The following is a 22,419-nucleotide window of genomic DNA, read 5'->3' as shown; positions in this document are numbered from 1 at the left end:
TAAAATCAATAACAATAGGAAATTCTCATGGCTGGATTCGGACTACCAAATTTTGGACAACTCACAGAAGCTTTTAAAAAAGCACAACAAATTCAGCAAAATGCCCAAAAACTTCAAGAAGAGCTTGAAGTTATGGAAATAGAGGGCACAAATAATGACAATAGGGCAAAGATATGGATGTCAGGGAATCAAAAACCTTTACGTGTAAAAATTGACCCATCTCTTCTTTCTGAAGACAAAGCAATAATCGAAAAAGCCATATTAGATGCTATGAAATCCGCTCACGAAGTTTCAACTTCGACAATGAAAGAGCGAATGGAAGATTTAACCGGTGGATTCAAACTTAACCTGCCTGGTATGGGAGATGAGAATTAATCATTTCCTCAAGGTTCTCACGATAAAAAGAATATCTTTCAAGATCTTTATTAATTACACAACCCGGCTCATCTCTATGCAAGCAATTACGGAACTTACATTGTGATGTGGCTAACTGTGTTCGAAACTCAGGAAACAAAGAAGCAAAACCAGTTGGCTCACATACTATTTCTGGACGATTAAACCCTGGTGTATCAGCAAGAAGTGAACCATTTCCAATTGCAAAAAGTTCGACATGTCTAGTCGTATGTGTGCCTCTCTTTAATTTTTTTGAAACAGTTGAAGTAGGTAGAGAAACGGATGGGATTAAATGATTAATTAAACTTGTCTTTCCTACTCCAGAAGGACCCGCAAGAACAGTTAATTTTGTCTTTCGAAATCGTTCTATTAATGAATCAATACCCTGAGAATTATATATAGATACAGGTAAACAATCATACCCCCAAGATTTAAATTTATTTATATATAAAATTAAATCATTCTTTGTAATTAAATCTATTTTGGTTAAGATTATTAAAGGCTCTATATTTGCACATTCAGCTGTTAATAAAAAACGGCTTGTTTGCTCAATATCAAATAAAGGCTCATCAACTGAGATACAAATAGATAATAAAGTAACGTTTGCCACCGCTGGACGTTTTAAAAAACTTTTTCGCGGCCCCACTTCTGAAATTACAGCTATTTTGTTTTTATAATCTATAGACTCAACGGAAACTATATCCCCTACATCTATAAATAAACCTTGATAATCTAACTTACTTCTTCGAGTGCATAAAAGTCTAATTTTTTCATACAATTGATCAAATGAATCGTCCTTAAAATTTAAATAGTCAATCTCAACAATTAAAAAATTTGCCTTCAGTGCAACAACAATACCTTTAGATTTATTAGGTTTATTTTTATTCACTCGATATTATCAAAGATACTTTTTTAGAGTGTTTAGTCAATATTTTTACTTTATAACCTTTCTCTTGCAAACCATCGATAACACTAGTTTCTGCTTCGCCTCTATCAAGATCTACTTTTAAAACTTGATTTGACGATAAGTTTTCTAAAGCCAGACAACATTTAACAAAATTTACTGGACAAGGAAGGCCACTCAAATCTAAATAATGATCAATGAAGATATTTTTCTCCACTATTATTTACCAAATAACTTACTAAATAAGCCACTTTTATGATAATGATGTTGAGGTCCACGTGCAGAGTAATGTCCAGCTAATTCTTCTAATAAATTTCTTTCAGAATCTGATAATTTTGTAGGTAATTTAATCTTTACTGAGACTTGATGATTACCTCTAGCAACTGGATTGCCTAGTTTCGGCACCCCTTTATTTTCTAAATTCAAAATAGAGTTAGGTTGGGTTCCTGCTGGAATTTGCAATTTAGTAGGGCCATCTACAGTCTCTATTTCAATAGTATCTCCTAAAATTGCCTGAAGGTAACTAATATTAACTTCAGATAAAATTGTCAATCCATCTCTCTTTAAATTAGGATGATTTTTAACTTTTAAAAAAACATATAGATCTCCAGATGGACCACCCTTTAATCCAGCATTACCCTCTCCTGAGACTCTTAATCGTGTTCCGCTATCAACACCAGCAGGAATATTAATTTTTAATTTTTTTCTTACTTGTTTAACCCCTTTCCCTCCACAAGCATTACAAGGATCTTTAATCACTTGTCCAGTACCACCACAGGTTGGACATTCAGCGACTTGAGTAAAACTTCCAAAAGGTGTACGAGTCGCTCTTCTTACTTGACCTGCACCACTACATGTAGGACAAGTAACAGGACCAGTGCCTTTCTTAGCCCCAGTGCCTCTGCAAACATCACAAGTTTCTAAATGAGGGACCGTAATCTCTTTTTCTTGTCCAGAAATAGCTTTATCAAAATCTATCGTTAGGTCGTAACGTAAATCGTCTCCCTGTTGTGGTCCGCGTCTTTGAGGGCGAGAACCTCCAGCTGAACTAGCACCACCAAAGCCATTAAAAAAGGTATCAAACAAATCTGCAAAGCCACCCATATCTCCCATATCCGGCATGCCAGCGGCCCCACCTATTCCAGCTTCTCCAAATTGGTCGTAACGAGCTCGCTTTTGAGAGTCGCTTAAAACTTCATATGCTTTGCCTATTTCTTTGAACTTATCCTCTGCACCTGCTTCCTTATTGACGTCAGGATGATATTTCCGAGCTTGCTGTCTATAAGCTCTTTTTAAAGTGTCAGCATCAGCATCTCTGCTGACACCCAATAGATCGTAAAAATCAGCCATTAGTACATTTAAACAAATTCAATTCCGTTTCGATCATCATGTAGTTAATTCTCATCTTTAGTTGAACCATCTACAGATTCACTTAGTTCTTGATTAGAAGCACTCTGATCAGGAATCTCTTCATTAACGGCTTTCGGGCCTGGACCCATAGAAACTTTAACCAAGGCATGCCTTAAAACACGACCGTTAAGGTGATAACCCCGTTGTAATTCTTCAATCACAATATCCTCAGCCTTTTCATCGCTGGGCTCTCTCATAACTGCCTCATGCAAAGACGGATCAAAAGCCTGATCAACCACTCGCATTGGAGCAACGCCAAGATTCTTAAGAACTTCAACTAATTGTTTGTAAAGCCCTTGGTAGCTTCGGTGTAATGCTTGAGCTTCTTCACCCTCAGGATTCAACTGCTGCCTTGCTCTTTCAAAATTATCAACAATAGGAAGTATTTCACTAAGGGTTGTGCAAGTAAGTTGAATTTTTAGATCATCTTGATCACGCGTCTGTCGCTTTCGGAAATTATCAAAGTCAGCAGCTATTCTCATATATTGGCTGTTTAAAGTTTCATGCTCTTTTTCTAATTGCTGTAATCTTGCTTCAGTATCTGAACCTTTAATATTTGAATCACAACTAGTTGAAGATTGTTCGTTTGATGTATCTACCGAATCATTCTTCACTTGAGGCTCTACGTCGGGATTATCAGAAAGCTCAACTTGATTAACTGATTCATTACTTTTAGGAGAACTTACAGAATTTTCACTGGGATTATTTTGTGATGAACCATCTTGTGATAATTCATATTCGGAAGAGGAAACGTCTGAATTCATATAATTCAATCAGCTTTTAGACCATGTTGATTGCAAAGGGTTTTTTGTACAAGCTACGGAAGCCCACACCTATTTGAATAGAAAAGATAATCATTTACGAATCAACTTCAAAAGCAAGAGCTACACCATTATTACAATATCGTTTACCAGTGGGTCTTGGACCATCATTAAAAACATGTCCTTGATGCCCACCACATCGTCGACAATGATATTCAGTTCTGGGGACAATTAATTTGAAGTCTGTTTTTGTCTCTATTGCATCCGGTAAATGATCAAAAAAGCTTGGCCAGCCTGTTCCACTGTCAAACTTTGTTGTTGAAGAAAATAAAGCAAGACCGCATCCTGCACAACGAAAAACTCCTTTCCTTTTTTCATCATTTAATGGACTTGAAAACGGTCTCTCTGTTCCTTCCTTTCGTAAGACGTAAAAAGCGTCTTTGGGTAAACGATTTTCCCAGTCTGCATCAGTTAGAGTTTTATAGTTTTCCATAGGTTTAGAGGAGGCAAAAGCGCTTTTTGGTTTGATAGTAAAACCAAAAAGAGTATTCAAAAGTCCAAACATAAAAAATCTACGCTTCAAAGAAATTTCTCAAGTCAGTGAATCTTAATAAAATTTACTCCCTAAAAGTTGAAAAAATTAATTCATAAAAAATGATTTCCAATTCTTTAAAAACAAATGAAATAGCTAACTACAGATTAAGTATTGCTCCAATGATGGATTGCACAGATAGGCATTTTCGTGTCCTTATGCGCCAGATCACCAAAAAATCGCTTCTCTACACTGAAATGATTGTGGCCCAAGCGCTCCATTACAGCAAAAACAGGAATAAATTATTAGATTTTGATGAGATTGAGCATCCTATTTCCATACAACTAGGAGGAGACAACCCGAAACTTTTAGCTGAAGCAGCTCAAATGGCTGAAGATTGGGGCTATGACGAAATTAACTTAAACATTGGATGTCCAAGTCCGAGAGTAAAATCTGGCAACTTTGGAGCTTGTCTTATGGGAAAACCAAAGATAGTGGCTGATTGTATTGAGAAAATGAAGAAATCATGCAATAAACCAATAACCATCAAACACAGGCTTGGTATTGATAATCTCGACAGTGATGATTATCTTCTAAAATTTGTTGATACTTGTTCACTTGCAGGAGCAGACAGATTCATAATTCATGCAAGAAAAGCTTGGCTTAATGGATTAAATCCAAAAGAAAATCGTACAATTCCACCTCTTCAATATGAAAGAGTTCAAAAATTAAAAAATAACAGGCCGGAATTAATTATTGAGCTGAACGGTGGACTAAATACGATTAATGATTCCATTGAAGCTCTCAAAGTATTTGATGGAGCAATGGTGGGAAGAGCTGCATACTCTCATCCATTTCTTTGGACAAAAATTGATTCATTAATTTTTGGACAAAAAGAAAAATATTTATCAAGATCAAAAATAATAAAAAAGCTTATTCCTTTTGCTCAAAAGCATTTAGAGAATGATGGACGTCTTTGGCAAATTTCTAGACACATTTTAAATCTGATAGAAAATATTCCTAATGCAAAAATATTGAGACAAGAATTAAGTGAAAAATGTCAAACTCAGAAAGCTGATATTTCCATTTTAAAAAAAATTGCCCAACAACTCGAAGATGCTGGGCAATAAAAAAATAAACGAAATCTTTAAGATTCTGCGCCGCCATAATCTGCAGTAGAGTCAGCTCCCCCTTCAGGCGAAGCACCTCTTCTTCTTCTACTACGACCTTGATCAAAGTCATTTACATCTTGAGAAGCATTACCATGACTACGATCTTCCCAGCCTTTGGCTCCAGAAGGTCTATCTTGAGCTGATTGATCAGACTGACCGCCACCGCCATAGCCGCCACCGCCGTAGCCGCCTTGACCGCCACCGCCGTAGCCACCTTGACCGCCACCGCCGTAGCCGCCTTGACCGCCACCGCCGTAGCCACCTTGACCGCCACCGCCGTAGCCACCTTGACCGCCACCGCCGTAGCCACCTTGACCGCCACCGCCATAGCCGCCTTGACCGCCACCGCCGTAGCCGCCTTGACCGCCACCGCCGTAGCCGCCTTGACCGCCACCGCCATAGCCACCACCGCCATAACCGCCTTGACCGCCACCGCCATAGCCGCCACCACCGCCATAGCCGCCACCGCCGCCTCTTCTGGGAGCACTCCCTCTAGGTTCGGCTTTGTTGATTCTTAAAGGACGGCCCATGAGCTCAGCACCTTGTAGAGATTCAATTGCTGAAGCTTCAACTGCTTCATCAGCCATCTCAACAAAAGCAAAACCTCTTTTGCGTCCCGTATCTCGTTCTAAAGGTAAAGAACAATTTGACACCTCCCCAAAGGGAGAAAACAATTCCATGACATCTTCCTGCTCAGCGCGGAAGGGCAAGTTGCCGACAAAAATACTCACTTGAAAATTGACTTAAAATAAAATGTAACTAATCGGCTATGAATAGCCAAAATTAATAACTCTAAAATGAGTTATCACTAAACACTTTAATACCGAAAGCCCTAAAATAGATTTATAACGAATTTTTTAATTAAATAATTTTTCTCGCCAAGAAAGAAGCTGTTCTTGAACTCTCTCAAATCCAGTTCCACCAGCACTCAAACGAGACTCAACCACACTTGACGGTAAAAGCTTTTCGTAAATATCTTTTTCAAAAAATTTATGAAATGTTTTCCATCTTTCCAAAGTAATGTCTTTTAGTAAAATCCCTTCCTCTAAAGAAGTTTTTACAATTCGCCCGACTAATTGATAAGCCTCTCTGAATGGTATGTCTTTAGCCACTAAATAATCAGCAACGTCAGTGGCATTTGAAAAGTCTGATGAAACAGCGTGATTAAGTCTTTCTTTTCTAAAAATTAAACCTTCTTCAAACAATATTGATATGGCAACCAAGGAATTCTTAACTGTTTTAACACTATCAAAAATGGCTTCTTTGTCTTCTTGAAAATCTTTATTGTAAGCCAAAGGTAATCCTTTGATCATAGTAAGCATAGCTTGTAAATGTCCAAATACTCTTCCTGACTTACCCCGAACAAGTTCTGGCACATCAGGATTCTTTTTTTGAGGCATAAGACTACTTCCGGTAGCACATCGGTCGGTTAATTGAATAAATGCAAATTCTTCCGATGCCCATAAAATTACTTCTTCAGATAATCTACTTAAATGAGCCATAATTAACGAAGAGGCTCCTAAAAATTCTACGACAAAGTCTCTATCACTTACAGCATCTAAACTGTTAGCGTAAATATCTTGAAAGTGTAATTCTGAAGAAGTAATTTTTCTGCTTATAGAAATAGATGTTCCTGCTAAAGCAGCTGCTCCTAGCGGGGAAATATTCACTCGTTTTCTTACGTCTTTCAATCTGTTTCTATCTCTTTGTGCCATCTCAATATATGCCAATAAATGATGCGCCAGAGACAAAGGTTGTGCTCTTTGTAAATGCGTATAACCAGGAATAAGCGTGTAAAGATTTTCTTCTGCTAATAAAAAAAGAGCTATCTGAAGACGCTCCAAATCCATATCAATTTCATCAATACGCTTTCTTAGCCATAATCTAAGATCTGTTCCAACTTGATCATTACGACTACGGCCAGTATGTAGTTTTTTTCCTACCGAGCCTATCAAATCTATTAATTTTTTTTCTACTGCAAAATGCACATCTTCATCTGAAATGACAGGATGAAATAAACCATCAGATGCCTCTTTTCTAATCTGTTGAAGACCATTTTCTAATTTAATGGCCTCTTCCTTGGTAATAATCCCTTGGATTCCAAGCATACGTGCATGGGCAATTGATCCATCCAAATCTTCTTCTAATAAACAAATATCAAAATCGATTGAAGCATTAAATTTTTCTATAAAAGGATTAAGTCCTTTATCAAATCTCTCGCTCCAAGTTTTGCTCAATGCTTTTTCCATATTACTAATATAAATAAAGCAAGAGTCTTCGCAATTGTCAGGTGATTACTAAGTTAATTCAGGAACCGTTAATTCATCATTGACTTTTAAAACCACCATTGATGCATCATCTTCAAGATGATGATCACTAACACCAACAAAACCATCTAATCTTTCAAAAAGTTTATTTAATATTTGTTTAGCCCCCAAGCCTTCCTTAGCAAATTTATCTAAAAAAGTTATTAAACGATTTTCATCAAAACGTTCACCCGAAATACCAGGTGCCTCAGTAACACCATCGGTGTAGTACAGAAGAACATCACCAGGCTGAAGAAATATCTCCCCACATCCATATTCCGCTTCAGGTTGAAGACCTATTAATAGACCAGGGGTGTCTAATCTATGGATTGATTTTGACTTAGCGCTCCAAAGTAAAGGAGGATTATGTGCTGCATTAGCAAAACGTAATTTTCTTGATTGAGCGTCAAAGTCCGAATAAAATAAAGTTACAAACCTATGTGATTGAGTCAAATCTTCAAGAGCTAATTGATTCAAGTCATGCAAAATAACATCAGGGGGTAATCCTGTTAAAACTTCGGCTCTAAGCATCCCTCGTAGCATAGTCATCAACAATCCAGCAGGAACACCTTTACCCATAACATCACCTATCACAAAAGCCCACCGCCCACTAGCTTTTGCTGTTTCATTTAAATCTGAGCGAGTGGGCATAAAATCGTAATAATCACCACCTACTTGAAAAGCTGGCCTGCAACAAGCAGCTAATTCAACTCCTTCAATGACTGGACATTGATCTGGCAATAATTGTGATTGAATTTCGGCGCCAATACTTATTTGTCTATCAACTTTTTCATGATTACGAATCACCTGAAAAATGGCATCATTTTCTATAGCTACTCCGGTCAGATCAGCAACTATTTGAATATATTTTCGATGAACATTACTTCCTAAAACAATCTCTTTTTTATCAAATACATATAATCGACCTCGCGGTCTTCCTCTCGAAACTATCGATGTAGCGATCACATTACAAGATTCAAAATGTCTTTCAACTAAGCGATCTAACATTTCAATATTCTTTTCCTGCATGCCAAAACCCGTTTTCTTCCCTTCCTCTAAAAGAAATAATTTTCTAAAGAGTTCCTGATCTTCATCCATAGGAACCATTTGTAACTGTTCCCGCCAAAGACTTCCATTATCTTGAAATGAAATTAACAATGATCCTTTAACGCCAACTAATTGAGTAATAAGAAGAGGAATAAGTTCAAGAAAACGCTGTAAATTAGTAAAACTTCGCAAAGCAAAGCTCAATGAAAGCAATAAATCTTGATTAACAATTTGCTCTTGAGAAAGACTGTGAACCAAATCGCTTAAAGACTTGGAAGCAGCACTTGATAAGAAGTTATTAGGGTGTTGACTTTGTTGTTCTGAAATTGGAGAATTTTCTTTCACAATTCTCCGGCAATAAAGAAATTAAAACCTAGCAACATATACACAAAATTTCTAAAAATCATTTAACAGTTAAAAGTGCCTCAATAAACTCAAAACTATTAAATGGTCTCAAGTCTCTAATTTTCTCACCAGCTCCGATAAATCTGACAGGAAGTTTTGCTTCTGATGCAACAGCCATAGCAACACCTCCTTTAGAAGATCCATCAAGTTTTGTAAGTATTACTCCTGTTAATTCTGCTGAATCAGCAAATGCTAGAGCCTGCCTTAGCCCATTTTGACCTTGACTAGAATCAAGCACTAGTAAAGATTCAACATTTGCTTTAGGAGCAAGTTTATCGATAATTTTTCTAATTTTTTTTAATTCCTCCATTAAATTATTTTTCGTTTGTAATCTTCCTGCAGTATCTACCAATAGTAGATCTATATTCTTTGACTTACTTGCACCAATAGCATCAAATACTATCGATGCTGGATCGGCATTCTTAGATTCATTTGCAATAACTTCAACCCCTGTTCTTTCACCCCATACCTTGACTTGTTGAACAGCTGCAGCTCTAAAAGTATCTGCAGCAGCAATCATTGCTGAAAAACCACTTCTTTTTGCAACACTTGCCAATTTACCAAGAGTCGTCGTTTTCCCAACACCATTAACCCCTACTAGCATCCAAATATTTAAACAACCTTTTTGTGGAGAAAGTAAATCAACACCACTATCTTTGATTGGCTTTTCTAAAACATTGACTAGTTGTTCTTTTAAAAAACGCAAACCCTCAGAAGCTTCAACAACTTCCTCGTTTAACTTAGTTCTTAGAGATTCTAAAATTTGATCAGTAGCAGAAACTCCAGCATCTGCTCTAAGTAAAAGAGTTTCTAAATCATCAAGAACTTCAGGAGTAAGTGGATCGTCGCCTAATTTATCTAATAAATCAGTAACAAAGCCTTTACGAGTTTTTTCTAATCCTCGCTTCAGCCTGCTGAGCCAATCAATTTCATCTAATGAAAATTGATCAATTTTTTTACCTTGAGCGGCTAAAACTTCTGCTGACCATGTGAAAGTATCGTCAAAATCTCCTAGTTGAGGCTGATCTTCTCCTTGTGTTTCTTGACTAACTTTCAATCTATTTTCAACTTTACTATTTGACTTAAAATCCTCGTTTATATTTGTTTTAGTATTCAGTATCTCTTTTTCTTCAATTTCTTTTTGAAATAACTCTTTTTCCTCTTTTTGCTTTTGCTTCAGTTGCAAATAAACTTGTTTTGCCCAATCTAAAGAGTCATCAATCCCAGAAGATGAATTCTCACTTTGCTCCACATTAGAAGAATTCTGTTTGTTCTGAGAGAAATCGTCTTTCATTTCAAATTTAGTATTAAAGCAGAATTTTGAAGTTTCCTTAAAACTCCATTAATCATTCTTCGTCCTTGTTCATCGCTATAACGATTAGCCAGATTTACAGCTTCATTACAGGTAACAGCCATAGGAGTATTAAAATCGATTAAATCAACCCATGCCAATCTCAAAATATCTCTATCAATTCTAGGTAATCTTTTTAAACGCCAACCTTCCATAACGCTATCAAGCTTATGATCAATCTCATCTTGCTTTTCAATAACTAAATTAACACGCCTCAGAGCGAAATCACGTATTTCCTTTTGATCAACTAAAGCTAGTAATCTTGGTAATTCGATACTTTCAGACAAGCAGTTAAGTATATTCTCTGAGTCAATCAAGCAAGTTTTCAAATGATTTCGAGATTTAATTAACAATCCGGCATCTCCTTGAAATTCACTATCCAATAATTCCTGATTGGCTTTTTCTAATTGCGATGCACATGAATCTAATTGTTCTCGCCAATGTTGAGTTAAAGATTCAATTGCTTTACTAAGTAAACTTTCAGTATTTAATTTATTAATATCTTTTTTTTTAATTTGTCCTAAGAGTAAAAGAGCTAATTCTCTGGAAATTGATTTTAATTGCATAACTTTAACTAAAAGCCTTACGACGATGATGCTCTTAACTGAGAAAATAAACTAGAAAAAGATGTATTTGTAGAGTTACTCCTATCATCAGGATTTACAATTCCAGCAGAAATAATAGTTCGAAAAGCATCTTCAACCGTGATATCTAAATCTTTAACAGAATCTTCTGGCACTAATGTGTACCAACCAGTTGTAGGGTTTGGTGCAGTAGGTATAAAAACGCTTAACAAAGGTTGCTTTGGTTCAGTTTGTAAAGATGGTCCAACAATACCAGTCACAAAACCAACGCTGAATAAACCTTCTCGGGGATATTCAACTAACACAACTCTGCGAAATCTAGTTGAATTATCTCTCAAAAAGGTTTCTAGAAGTTGTTTAAGAGTTTTATAAACTGATCCAGCAAGTGGTATTCGAGACAGAGTTCCTTCCCCAAACTCAAGCAACCATCTCCCTACAAAATTTCTGGCCATAAGACCTATCAACAAAATACCGAGTAATGGGACGGTTAAACCCAAAGCAAGATTGATAAGGTCTTGCAATAAAGGATTAAGAGTAATGAAAGGATTTAATTGTTTTGGTATTGAAGTTAATATCGCCAAAACAAAGCGGCTGACAATTGTAGACAACCAAATAGTGGTAGCTAAGGGGATAACCACCAAAAGACCGGCTATTAGGTCGTTTTTAAGATCCTGCTGAAGCCTTGAGCCAAGAGTCAGATCTTCCTTGGGAGAGGACTGCACCAAATAAAGAGAGTCCGAAAAATATATATATACACAATCTAACCAAATTAAGTGCATTAATTAAATAATTTAAGCTATTAATAGAAATAAAACATCAAAAGAAAGCATTTAAAGCTCCTAATAAAGTCGGAATTGACTAAAAAACCTTTTAATGAAAGGCAAAAGCATTATTCATGAAAAACTAGCTCCAATCTTGAAAAATTCTATTGATCTGGCAAAAAAAATTAAAGAAAAAGCTTTTGAAGAAGGCTTTGATGCAGTAGGAATTGCAAAAGTTCCAGGATCTTCAAGAATCAAACTTCGAACCGCTTCATTAGAAAGATGGTTACAAGCAGGCCATCAAGCAAAAATGGAATGGATGAAGAGCCCAAGAAGAAAAGATATAGAAAGCCTTCTCAAAGGGGTAAAAAGTGTTCTTGCTGTTGGACTTAATTACTATGTAGATACTGACAGAGCACCTAAAGACATATCAATTGCCAGATATGGATGGGGAAAGGATTATCACAAAATTATTGAAAAAAAATTAAAAAAAATTGCTAAGTTTTTAGAAACAGAAAGACCAAATGCTAAATGGAAAATATGTGTTGATACAAGCGCATTTTTAGATAAAGCATGGGCAGAAGAAGCTGGTATTGGATGGATTGGAAAACACAGCAACATAATTAACTCTGAGATTGGTTCATGGATGTTTTTAGGTCATCTCTTATCTACTGAAGTTTTAGAATCTGATAAGCCTTCCAAACCAATATGTGGTGAGTGTGAAAAATGTATTGAAGCCTGCCCAACTAAAGCAATAGAAGAACCATTTATTATAAACTCAAACAAATGTTTGGCATATCACACCTTAGAAAACAGAGATCAAGAATTACCAAAAAACATTATTAATAAAATGGGCAATTGGATTGCTGGTTGTGATATTTGCCAAGATGTATGTCCATGGAACCAAAACAATATTCCGAGCACAGCAGAACCGGATCTTCAGCCATCTGAATGGATATTAAATACAAGTAAACAAGATCTATTGTCATGGGATGATTCAAGATGGAAAGAAAGTTTAAAAAATTCAGCACTAAAACGAATTAAGCCATGGATGTGGCGTAGGAATATAGATTCAATATCAAAGAATACATAAAAATGATTATGATGAAAACTTCAAAAATTTTTCAATATTTACTTAGTCTAAGTCTAATTGAAAGTTTTTTTATACCTAATTCGTCAATTGCATTTTTTCCAAAGATTAACGAACCAAACCAACAAGAATTTGAATCTACTTCAATACAAATCGGAAAAACAGCTATTCAACTGATTCAATTTGGTCAATATAAAGAAGCAATTAAAATTTTAAAACTTGCATTACAACTAAATCCTAAAGAAGAAACTCTTTGGATGGCTCTTGCAGAAGCACAGTTGAAATCAAAAGATAGTGATAGAGCATTATTATCATTGGATAAAGCTTTAGTAATAAATCCTAAAAATGCCTCAATATATTTTACTAAAGGTTCTATATATATGAATTCAAAACATCTTAAGAATGCTATTTTAATGCTTAAACAAGGATTATTTTTAGATAATAAAAATGAAACAGGCTACTTCCAACTTGGAAATGCATATTTTATGCTAAAAGAATATACTAAAGCATTAGATACTTACAATAAAGTAATTAAATTAAATCCTAATTTTTGGCAAGTAATTAATAATAAAGGTCTCATTCTTTATGAAATTAATAAAAAAAAAGAAGCTATCTCAAAATTTAAATTAGCAGCAAAATTAAGTAATAATGCTGAGCCTAGACTTGCATTAGCAATTTCAATCTATTCAACGAAAGGAAAGTCAATTGAATCATTAAACATAGCAAAAAATGCTTTAATAGATAATCCACAATATGCTGATATTGAATATCAATCTGAACAATTGTGGGGAAGAAAGTTACAACAGTCAGCAAAACTTTTTTTTAAAACGAAAGAAATGAAAAAAGTAGTTAGAGAAGCTAGAGAAAAAACTCAATGAGTTAATGTTTAACAAAAAGCTGGTTTTTGGCAAATTAGTTAGTAACCTAAACAAAGAAATTTAGGCCTCTTTCATACTTCAAGATGGCCAAGGAACGGCTGAAACCTATATCGTTGCATCAGGAAATGCAGCGTTCTTATCTCGAGTACGCAATGAGCGTAATCGTTGGGAGAGCATTGCCAGACGCGAGAGATGGATTGAAACCGGTGCAAAGAAGAATTCTTTTTGCAATGCACGAATTAGGACTTACGCCCGAAAGACCTTACAGGAAATGTGCTCGTGTTGTAGGAGATGTTCTTGGCAAATATCATCCACATGGAGATCAAGCTGTCTACGATGCACTTGTAAGACAAGTTCAAATATTTAATTCAAGATATCCAATTCTTGATGGTCACGGAAACTTTGGATCTATTGATGATGATCCTCCTGCAGCAATGAGATATACGGAAACTAGACTTGCGCCAATATCTAACGATGCAATTTTAAGTGAAATAGATCAAGAAACTGTTGATTTTTCACCAAATTTTGATGGCTCACAACAAGAACCAGATGTTTTACCCGCTCAATTACCTTTCCTCATCTTAAATGGAAGTACAGGGATTGCTGTTGGAATGGCTACAAGCATTCCTCCACACAATTTGAATGAGGTAGTAGAGGCCTTAATAGCAATAATAAAAAAACCTTCACTAAACGAAGAAAAATTATTAGAAATGATACCTGGACCTGACTTTCCAACGGGTGGTGAGATATTGATAAGTAGCGGAATAAAAGAAACTTACACAAAAGGGAGAGGAAGTATAACCATGAGAGGAATAGCTCACATTGAAGAAATTAATCCTGGAAAGGGTAAACACAAAAGAAGTGGGATTATTATTTCAGAACTACCATATCAATTAAACAAAGCTGGCTGGATTGAAAAATTAGCTGACCTTGTAAATAATGGAAAAGTTTCGGGAATAGCAGATATTAGAGATGAAAGTGATCGAGATGGAATGCGAATTCTTGTTGAAGTTAAAAGAGATTCTGATCCAAAAAAAATTCTAGATTTTTTGTATCAAAAAACTGCTTTACAAAGCAACTTTGGTGCCATTTTACTTGCATTAGTTAATGGCCAGCCAGTACAACTTACGTTAAGAACATTATTAAATAATTTTTTAGAATTTAGAGAAAATACTATTTTACTCAGAAGTAATTATTTACTTAAAAATATTAAAAATAGACAAGAGATAGTAGAGGCTCTAATCCAAGCTACAAATAATCTTAGAAAAGTAATTGATTTGATTGAAAATTCTAAAGATACAACTGAAGCAAGAATTAATTTAATTATTAGCTTAAAGATTAATGAGAGGCAAGCAGATGGGATCCTCGGTATGCCTTTAAAGAAAATTACAAGTCTCGAAAAAGATTCTCTAAAGAATGAAATAAAAGATTTAAAAAATAAGAGAGCAGAACTCGAATTGATAATTAATAACAAAGAAAATTTAATGAAAGTTATGATTAAAGAGCTAAAAGATCTTAAAAAAAGATTTGGTAGTAAAAGAAGAACAAAATTAATAGAAGGTGGAGATGCTCTTATTGCTGAAAAAATGGCAAATCAAAGACCAAATAAAGAACTTCAAAGAATAAATGCGTTAAAAGAATTATCAACGGATTCTGAAATAATTATACAATCGAATAATGAAATAAAAATAGTTCCTTCACTAACAATAAAAAAATTAAAGTTAAAAGAAAGTGATCAAGAAAGAAAAGATATTCTCCCTGCAAAGCTAATATGGCCAATTAAAGATGAGCCCAAAATATTAGCCGTTAGTCAAGAAGGTAAAATAGGTCTTATTAAGTGGGAATTTGCAGGACAAAAACCCGGCCCTCTAAAACGATTTTTACCAGCAGGTTTAGAAAATGATAAAATAATTAATCTTATTCCACTAACAGAAATACAAGATATAAGTATAGGATTAATAAGTACTGATGGAAAGTTTAAAAGAATTTCAATCAATGAGATTAGTGATATTTCTAATCGGTCAACTACGATTTTAAAATTAAAAGACAGTGTAAAGCTTCAATCTTGCATTCTTTGTAAAGAGAATAGCTATTTGTATATAGTGAGTGATATTGGAAGAATTATTAAAATTAAAATAGTAGAAAATGATTTCCCATTGATGAGCAAATTAGCTCAAGGAACAAATATAATAAAATTATTTCCAAATGAAAATATAGTTAAAGCCTTAAGTTTCAAAGAAGAAGAAAAAAAACAAAATAAAGATTTAATTTTAATAACTAATAAAGGTTATTTCATAAAACATTCAATTAAAGAAATAACTATTTCCAAAAAAGGAGCATTAGGAACAATGGGAATACATTTTAAAGATAATAAAACAATTAAAGAAAGAGTAATTGATTGTTTTATAAATAATAAACACGTTTATATTAGCACTGATAATGCTAAATATCAAAAATTAAAAACCGATCAAATTGATAATAGTTCATATAAAAAACAGAATAGATTAAATATAGAATTAAACAATAATGAGTTTTTAAAATCTAGTTTTTCAATGAAATTACCAGAACAAAATTAAGACAAAGATGTTTTTTCAACCCAAGTTAAATATTCATCAGTGACTGTTCCAGTAACATATTTTCCTGTAAAGCAAGATAAATCTAATTCCTTTATTCTAGAACCTTGCGTAATAGCTTTAGTAAGATCGTCTACTTCTTGATAAATCATTTTATCAATAAATAAATTATTTTCTATTTGTTTTATATCTCTATTATAAGCGATCAATTCATTCCTACTTGGCATATTAATTCCGTAAACATGTGGATATCTAATTGGTGGTGCAGCAGAAGTAAAAGTCACTTTATTAGCCCCAGCACTTCTTGCCATTTGAACGATTTGCTGAGATGTGGTTCCTCTAACCACTGAATCATCAACTATCAATACATTTTTATTTTTAAATTCTGTACTCATAGCGTTTAGCTTCTGACGCACTGAGCGTTTTCTTAAAGATTGACCAGGCATTATAAATGTTCTACCTACATAACGATTCTTGAAAAAACCTTCTCTATATTCAATACCTAACTGTCTTGCTACCTGCATTGCAGCAGGTCTAGAAGAATCAGGAATTGGCATTACTACATCTACATCACCAAGAGAAATTTGTTTTTTTATAGTTTCTGCTAATAAATCCCCCATTCTTAATCTTGACTCATAAACAGAAATACCATTCATAATTGAGTCAGGTCTAGCTAAATAAACATATTCAAATGAACAGGGGAATAATTGTGGATTATCTGAGCATTGTTTAGAAAAAAACTCACCATCTGAAGTTATAAAGATCGCCTCTCCTGGTTCAACATCTCTTACAATTTCATAATCATTATTTTCAATAACTAGAGATTCACTAGCGATTACCCACTCAGGTTTGTTATTTTCTTTTATCCTTCTCCCAATAACCAAAGGGCGAATTCCAAAAGGATCTCTAAAGGCTAAAAGACCATGACCTGCTATTAAAGCGATTGAAGCATAGGATCCCTCAACTCTCGAATGAAGTCTTTTAACAGCATTAAAAAGATCATCTGGATCTATATCTTTTCCTTTTATTTCACTATTTAATTCTGTTGCCAAAACATTTAATAACATTTCAGTATCGCTTGATGTATTTGTATGTCTTTTATCAACTTTAAAAAGTTCTTTTTCTAGCTCTCTTGTATTAGTTAAGTTGCCATTATGAACAAGAATAATTCCGTAAGGAGCATTTACGTAAAAAGGTTGTGCTTCTTCTTCTCTATGAGCAGCACCTTTAGTTGCATAACGTACATGCCCCAATCCTGATCTTCCAATCAAAGCTCTCATATCTCTAGTTCTATAAGCTTCCCGAACTTGACCTTTAGATTTATTAATATGAAAAACACTGCCATCCATTGTTGCTATTCCCGTAGAATCTTGACCTCTATGCTGAAGCAGTAGCAAGCTATCGTAAATTTGTTGATTACATTGATCAGTTGAGACAACACCTACAATTCCACACATGATTATATTCCTTGGTTACGTGACCTAAATTTAATTTTAGAATTATAATTCATAGATGATTTTATTTAGTTATTTTTTTATAAATAGTGTCTTTGTATATATCTTTCAAGTCTGAAATATTAACATCTATAATTGTATGATTAGATTGAGATACTAATAGTCTTTTTTGATTATTTACATTACCTAAATGAGATATTGAAAAAAGATTAGATTCTTGTAAGGAAATATTTTTATAGTATTTCCTTAATTCTAGGCTTTGATCACTTGAACAACTAACTAAAACTCTTGCTCCTCCTTCAGCAAATAAGAGTCTATCTAATCTTGATTCACTTGGAGAGAGCATAATATTTGCTCCATAGCCAGAAGAAATACAACATTCAGCTATAGCTACTGCCAAACCACCATCACCTAAATCATGGGCAGAGTTAATAATACCTTTTTTTATTATTTCTCTTAAAAATGCATGAACTTGTTTTTCTAAATTTAAATCTATTTCTGGAGGTCTTCCTGTTTTCAATCCATGAATATACTCTAAAAAAGATGATGCAGATAGTGAAATTCTTGGATCTTGATTGATATTATTTTCCAGAGGTAGACCAATCATCCATATTTGATCTTTAGCTTTAACCCAAGATTTTTTACAAATTTTATTAATATCCTCTATTAATCCAACCATACCAATTACTGGCGTTGGATGTATTGGGATAACGGTATTATTGGGCAATTTAGTATCATTATATAATGAGACATTTCCTCCTGTAACTGGAGTATTCAATGCTAAGCAAGCTTTAGTTATCCCTTCACATGACATTGATAATTGCCAAAAACCAACTGCTTTGTCTGGAGAAGAAAAATTTAAATTATTTGTAATTGCTATAGGTTCAGCTCCCACAGAACTTAAGTTCCTAGCTGCTTCTGCAACAGCAGACATACTTCCTCTTAGAGGATCTAAATAAACCCATCTATCATTACAATCTACGACTGATGCTATTCCCCTATCTTTCTTTGGTTTGGTTTGAAAATCATTTTGAGAACGAATCCTAATAACAGCTGCATCAGCTTCTCCAGGAGAAACAACTGTATTAGATTGCACTTGATAGTCGTATTGTTTATAAATCCAATTTTTTGAAGCTATTGAAGGCGTACTTAATAAATCTGATAGAACATTATTCCAACTAATAAATAAATTATTTTTTATATTAATAATTCCATCATTTAAAGTTTTGGGTAGTAAATCTTCAGTCCATTTCCAATGTTCTTGCAAATATTCAGGTATTGAATTTATTAATATATGTTCTTCTATAGGTGTATCATCGGCAAGCGCAGATGCGGGCAGATTTGCTACTACTTCATCATTATGAATCACTCTAACAACTTTTTCTTTTAAAACTTTTCCAACAACTTCAACATATAATCCCCATCTTATAAATAATTGTCTCAACTCTTCTTCTGAACCAGGTTTCACAACAAACAGCATTCGTTCTTGTGATTCAGACAACAAAAATTCATATGCAGTCATTCCCTTTTCTCTCGCCGGAACAAGGTCAAGGTTTAATTCAATTCCTACCTCACCTTTAGACGCCATTTCAGAACAACTACATGTCAACCCCGCCGCTCCCATATCTTGAGCAGCAATTACATAACCTGTTTTAAAGGCTTCTAAACAAGCTTCTATTAATCCTTTTTCAAGAAAAGGATCACCAACCTGAACTGCAGGTCGATCATCTAGTGAAGTTTTAGAAAGTTCAGAACTAGCAAAGCTTGCTCCTCCCATACCATCTCTACCAGTTGTATTTCCTACGTAAAGAACTGGAAAATCTATTCCACTAGCACCTGAACAAACTATTTCTTCTGTTTCCATCAAACCCAACGCCATTGCATTAACTAAGGGGTTACCTGAATAACTACTATCAAATCCCACTTCTCCTCCAATAGTAGGAACACCTACACAGTTTCCATAGTGAGAAATACCTGCAACTACACCTTCCATTAAACTAATATTTTTTTCATCATCTAATGGACCAAACCTTAAAGCATTCAACAAGGCTATTGGCCTAGCTCCCATAGTAAAAATATCTCTAAGAATTCCACCTACCCCAGTTGCTGCTCCTTGAAACGGCTCTACAGCTGATGGATGGTTATGACTTTCAATTTTAAAAACTAATCTTTGCCCTAAACCAATATCAACTACACCTGCATTTTCTCCAGGCCCTACAAGGATTCGACTACCTGTTGTGGGAAAATTTTTAAGTAAAGGTCGAGAGTTTCGATAGCAACAATGTTCAGACCACATAACACCAAACATTCCTAATTCATTTCTGTTTGGAGCCCGATTGAGTCTTCTACAAATTTCTACATAATCAGATTGTTTTAAGCCTTCTTGCTCAAGAACAGACATAACATCATATTCAACAAGAAATTTTGATGAATTAATGAATTGGTTAAAATCACTATTTTCAAAAGACACTGTCATTTCTTAAATCCAAGGATCAAGATCTCTTTCATTAGTGGAATTTGTATTTTTCTTACGTTTATTCATTCTATTAAATTCTTCGGCACTATCTATATCTAAATTGTCTATCCAGTCATCATATGAAGCATCGTCATTCAATATTTCATAAGAATTATTAACAAAATCGTTATCACTTTCGCTAATTTGATCATCGATCCACCCCTCAAGCTTATCAGAAGCGTTATGAGTTAAATCTTGAAATTGAGTTTTCCATTTTCTACTCTTACTAAGAAATTCTTCTTTTAAACTAGCTTTCTGTATTGGTAGGTCTTCAAATGTATCAATATCGCAAGAGATAGAACCTGGCTGTTTATCAATAATTTGAGCTATGTTTAAACGCCATCTACTAGTTCCTGGAATAAATGGATTAGATCTACTAACTAAATAATATTGTATATTTCCTTTCTTTAGCTCAAAAAGAAAATCAGCTATTAAGCCTATTCTTTGACCACTTCTATTAAAAACATTTGCATTCATTAAAGTAGGGAAACGATCTAAGGTTTGTTCGTCAGAAACTGAACAAGGACCTTTTACAAACACTTCTTGTTGATTTATTCCTTTTAGTTGATCTAATCTCCACACCTCTCTGTCAAGTCTCAAGTTAGAAGGACGAGTTATAAATCCTAATAATCTATGAACAGGTGGATGCATCCATGGACTAATAACTGGACCATGATCAATTCCACTCTCACAACGAACGTTATGTTTTAATAAATCACTAAATAATAATTTTTTAGGAACAGCCAAAATTAATTTCGTATTTGTATGGGCATTACTAAATAAGTAAAATTAACATCACTATTAATAGGTGAGAAAACTGCAGGTGTAGTAGGAGAATTACAACTTAATTTAATCAGATTTGAATCTATAACTTTAAGTCCATCTAATAAATATCTAACATTAAATGCTATTTGAAATGATTCACCTTTATAAGAGACAGGTATTGATTCATAACCTGCTCCAATATCTTGGGCATCTGTACTAATTTTTATTAAATTAGCAGAACCATCAGTAGTTACTTTTATAACATTATTATGTTGATCTGCTAAAACAGCAATTCTTTCTAATGAAGATATAAATTCTTTCCGATCAAATTCTAATTCTTTTTCAAAAGTATCAGGCAATAATTGTGAATAATTTGGATAAGAACCTTCTAAAGCCCTGATAGTTATAATATCATCGACAGATATAAAAACTACTTGACCCTTTTCAATAAAAAAATTAATTGGTTGACTAATATCACAAGTACTTAAAAATTTTTCCACTTCTCTTAAAGATTTAGAAGGTAATGTAATAGAAAATTTTTCTAAATTATTTGAACTATCTGTCTCTTTTGAATCAGATAATATATTATTTAAATTAAGAACAGCTAATCTATGTCCATCAGTAGCTGCAGATTCAATACCATGGCCGTTAAAGGTAAGATTCACACCAGTAAGTAATTGTTTAGCGTCGTCAGTACTACTTGCAAATAAAGTTGATTTAATTGCATTGGATAATAATAATGGATTCAACTTAAGCGATATACCACTTTCTACTAAAGGTAAATCAGGAAAATCATCAGAAAGCATTCCTCTTACTTGATATGTTCCACTTTTACTTGTTAACTCGACTTGTTGACTATTTTCATCTGATGCCAAAATTATAGGTGAGTCATTAGATAATTTCGAGACAATTTCACCAAATAACTTAGCAGGCAAAGTTATAGCACCACTACTCTCTATAGAAGCAGATATTGAAGTTTGTATTCCTAAACTTAAATCAAAACCAGTAAGACGAAGTTTACCAGTTACCTCATCAGCAGCGAGCAAAACATTAGCTAATACAGGGTGCGTCGGTCGGTTAGAAACTGCTTTACTAACCAATTGAAGAGCAGTATTTAATTCAGACTGGGAACAATTTAACTTCATTCTGTTATTTCAAATAAAAATCCTTGATATAAGAATTTCATAGCTATTTCCAAAAAGCAATACCGTTAAAAAAAACAAAACTTTTCACTTCTATTCAACTTCTTTATTTCTTATATGAAATTGAATTAGTAGTAGTAGAGGCTGTGGTTTCTGTGGTTAACACAGAAACCATAGTAATCATCTATTATTTTTCAAATTTTGCTTGTGGAGAAGTTATTTTGAAAGTGGAAAAAAATATTTTTTCTACTAATTTTAGTCTCTGTGGAAAAACTAAAAATAATTATTAACTAGTTTTAGTGAGTTTTCCACAACACTCATAAGCATAAACAATTGAAATTAACAGACAGTTTTATTTTTGGATATTCGAATGTCC

General features: G+C 34.1%; 20 protein-coding genes. 5 read left to right on the top strand and 15 right to left on the bottom strand.

Annotated features, from left to right (window positions below; genetic code table 11):
- Positions 1-27: 27 nt before the first annotated feature.
- Complete coding sequence (locus EW15_RS00100) at positions 28-375, top strand: YbaB/EbfC family nucleoid-associated protein (RefSeq protein ID WP_038650438.1); 348 nt, start codon at positions 28-30, stop codon at positions 373-375.
- Here the strand turns inward: EW15_RS00100 and rsgA are convergent.
- The 5 genes from rsgA to msrB form a co-directional block, all read right to left on the bottom strand.
- Positions 344-1,282, bottom strand: coding sequence for a ribosome small subunit-dependent GTPase A (gene rsgA / locus EW15_RS00095; protein ID WP_038650436.1), 939 nt, complete (start codon positions 1,280-1,282; stop codon positions 344-346). The two genes, EW15_RS00100 and rsgA, sit on opposite strands and share 32 nt — an antisense overlap.
- The gene (locus EW15_RS00090; RefSeq protein ID WP_038650433.1) at positions 1,275-1,514 is read right to left on the bottom strand and encodes a sulfurtransferase TusA family protein; all 240 of its coding nucleotides are present in this window, start codon (positions 1,512-1,514) and stop codon (positions 1,275-1,277) included. The genes rsgA and EW15_RS00090 overlap by 8 nt, the downstream gene beginning before the upstream one ends.
- 2 nt (positions 1,515-1,516) lie before the next feature.
- On the bottom strand, positions 1,517-2,647 hold the full coding sequence (gene dnaJ, locus EW15_RS00085) for a molecular chaperone DnaJ (RefSeq protein ID WP_038650430.1): 1,131 nt from the start codon (positions 2,645-2,647) through the stop codon (positions 1,517-1,519).
- Between the two features lie 44 nt (positions 2,648-2,691).
- A complete protein-coding gene (gene grpE, locus EW15_RS00080; RefSeq protein ID WP_038650428.1) occupies positions 2,692-3,471 on the bottom strand; it encodes a nucleotide exchange factor GrpE in 780 nt (259 codons plus the stop codon).
- A gap of 94 nt (positions 3,472-3,565) precedes the next feature.
- The gene (msrB, locus tag EW15_RS00075) at positions 3,566-4,033 is read right to left on the bottom strand and encodes a peptide-methionine (R)-S-oxide reductase MsrB (protein WP_036906078.1); all 468 of its coding nucleotides are present in this window, start codon (positions 4,031-4,033) and stop codon (positions 3,566-3,568) included.
- 89 nt (positions 4,034-4,122) lie between these two features.
- Here msrB and dusA point away from each other — a divergent pair, with 89 nt between their 5' ends.
- Positions 4,123-5,130, top strand: a complete 1,008-nt coding sequence (gene dusA, locus EW15_RS00070; protein ID WP_038650425.1) for a tRNA dihydrouridine(20/20a) synthase DusA — start codon at positions 4,123-4,125, stop codon at positions 5,128-5,130.
- A 17-nt stretch (positions 5,131-5,147) separates the two neighbouring features.
- Here the strand turns inward: dusA and EW15_RS00065 are convergent, their stop codons facing one another.
- The 6 genes from EW15_RS00065 to EW15_RS00040 form a co-directional block, all read right to left on the bottom strand.
- A complete protein-coding gene (locus EW15_RS00065) occupies positions 5,148-5,903 on the bottom strand; it encodes an RNA-binding protein (protein ID WP_038650422.1) in 756 nt (251 codons plus the stop codon).
- A 126-nt stretch (positions 5,904-6,029) separates the two neighbouring features.
- Entirely contained in the window at positions 6,030-7,421 is a 1,392-nt protein-coding gene (argH, locus tag EW15_RS00060) for an argininosuccinate lyase (protein WP_038650420.1), read from the bottom strand.
- 48 nt (positions 7,422-7,469) lie between these two features.
- Positions 7,470-8,870: a PP2C family protein-serine/threonine phosphatase gene (locus EW15_RS00055; protein WP_038650417.1), complete on the bottom strand. Its 1,401-nt coding sequence runs from the start codon at positions 8,868-8,870 to the stop codon at positions 7,470-7,472.
- Positions 8,871-8,928: 58 nt separating this feature from the next.
- The gene (gene ftsY / locus EW15_RS00050) at positions 8,929-10,224 is read right to left on the bottom strand and encodes a signal recognition particle-docking protein FtsY (RefSeq protein ID WP_038650415.1); all 1,296 of its coding nucleotides are present in this window, start codon (positions 10,222-10,224) and stop codon (positions 8,929-8,931) included.
- Positions 10,221-10,847: a transcription antitermination factor NusB gene (gene nusB, locus EW15_RS00045; protein WP_038650412.1), complete on the bottom strand. Its 627-nt coding sequence runs from the start codon at positions 10,845-10,847 to the stop codon at positions 10,221-10,223. Before nusB ends, ftsY begins: the two co-directional genes overlap by 4 nt.
- 17 nt (positions 10,848-10,864) lie before the next feature.
- Positions 10,865-11,590, bottom strand: coding sequence for a DUF502 domain-containing protein (locus tag EW15_RS00040; RefSeq protein ID WP_038654901.1), 726 nt, complete (start codon positions 11,588-11,590; stop codon positions 10,865-10,867).
- A gap of 148 nt (positions 11,591-11,738) precedes the next feature.
- Here EW15_RS00040 and queG point away from each other — a divergent pair, with 148 nt between their 5' ends.
- The 3 genes from queG to EW15_RS00025 all read left to right on the top strand — a co-directional run bounded on the left by queG (position 11,739) and on the right by EW15_RS00025 (position 16,170).
- Positions 11,739-12,719: a tRNA epoxyqueuosine(34) reductase QueG gene (gene queG / locus EW15_RS00035; RefSeq protein WP_052041131.1), complete on the top strand. Its 981-nt coding sequence runs from the start codon at positions 11,739-11,741 to the stop codon at positions 12,717-12,719.
- A gap of 11 nt (positions 12,720-12,730) precedes the next feature.
- A complete protein-coding gene (locus tag EW15_RS00030; protein WP_225866571.1) occupies positions 12,731-13,594 on the top strand; it encodes a tetratricopeptide repeat protein in 864 nt (287 codons plus the stop codon).
- 83 nt (positions 13,595-13,677) lie between these two features.
- A complete protein-coding gene (locus tag EW15_RS00025; RefSeq protein WP_038650407.1) occupies positions 13,678-16,170 on the top strand; it encodes a DNA topoisomerase (ATP-hydrolyzing) subunit A in 2,493 nt (830 codons plus the stop codon).
- On the opposite strand, the gene purF is transcribed toward EW15_RS00025, so the two are convergent.
- The 4 genes from purF to dnaN all read right to left on the bottom strand — a co-directional run bounded on the left by purF (position 16,167) and on the right by dnaN (position 22,046).
- Positions 16,167-17,624, bottom strand: coding sequence for an amidophosphoribosyltransferase (gene purF / locus EW15_RS00020; RefSeq protein WP_038650404.1), 1,458 nt, complete (start codon positions 17,622-17,624; stop codon positions 16,167-16,169). The two genes, EW15_RS00025 and purF, sit on opposite strands and share 4 nt — an antisense overlap.
- Positions 17,625-17,685: 61 nt before the next feature.
- Positions 17,686-20,097, bottom strand: coding sequence for a phosphoribosylformylglycinamidine synthase subunit PurL (purL, locus tag EW15_RS00015; RefSeq protein ID WP_038650402.1), 2,412 nt, complete (start codon positions 20,095-20,097; stop codon positions 17,686-17,688).
- Between the two features lie 3 nt (positions 20,098-20,100).
- Complete coding sequence (locus EW15_RS00010) at positions 20,101-20,883, bottom strand: PRC-barrel domain-containing protein (RefSeq protein ID WP_038650399.1); 783 nt, start codon at positions 20,881-20,883, stop codon at positions 20,101-20,103.
- Between the two features lie 2 nt (positions 20,884-20,885).
- A complete protein-coding gene (gene dnaN, locus EW15_RS00005; protein WP_038650396.1) occupies positions 20,886-22,046 on the bottom strand; it encodes a DNA polymerase III subunit beta in 1,161 nt (386 codons plus the stop codon).
- Between the last annotated feature and the right edge of the window lie 373 nt (positions 22,047-22,419).

This window comes from Prochlorococcus sp. MIT 0801 (assembly GCF_000757865.1).
In the GTDB taxonomy this organism is placed as follows: domain Bacteria; phylum Cyanobacteriota; class Cyanobacteriia; order PCC-6307; family Cyanobiaceae; genus Prochlorococcus_B.
Note: the sequence above shows the minus strand (reverse complement) of the source record. Positions and strands in the feature narration are given on the sequence as shown.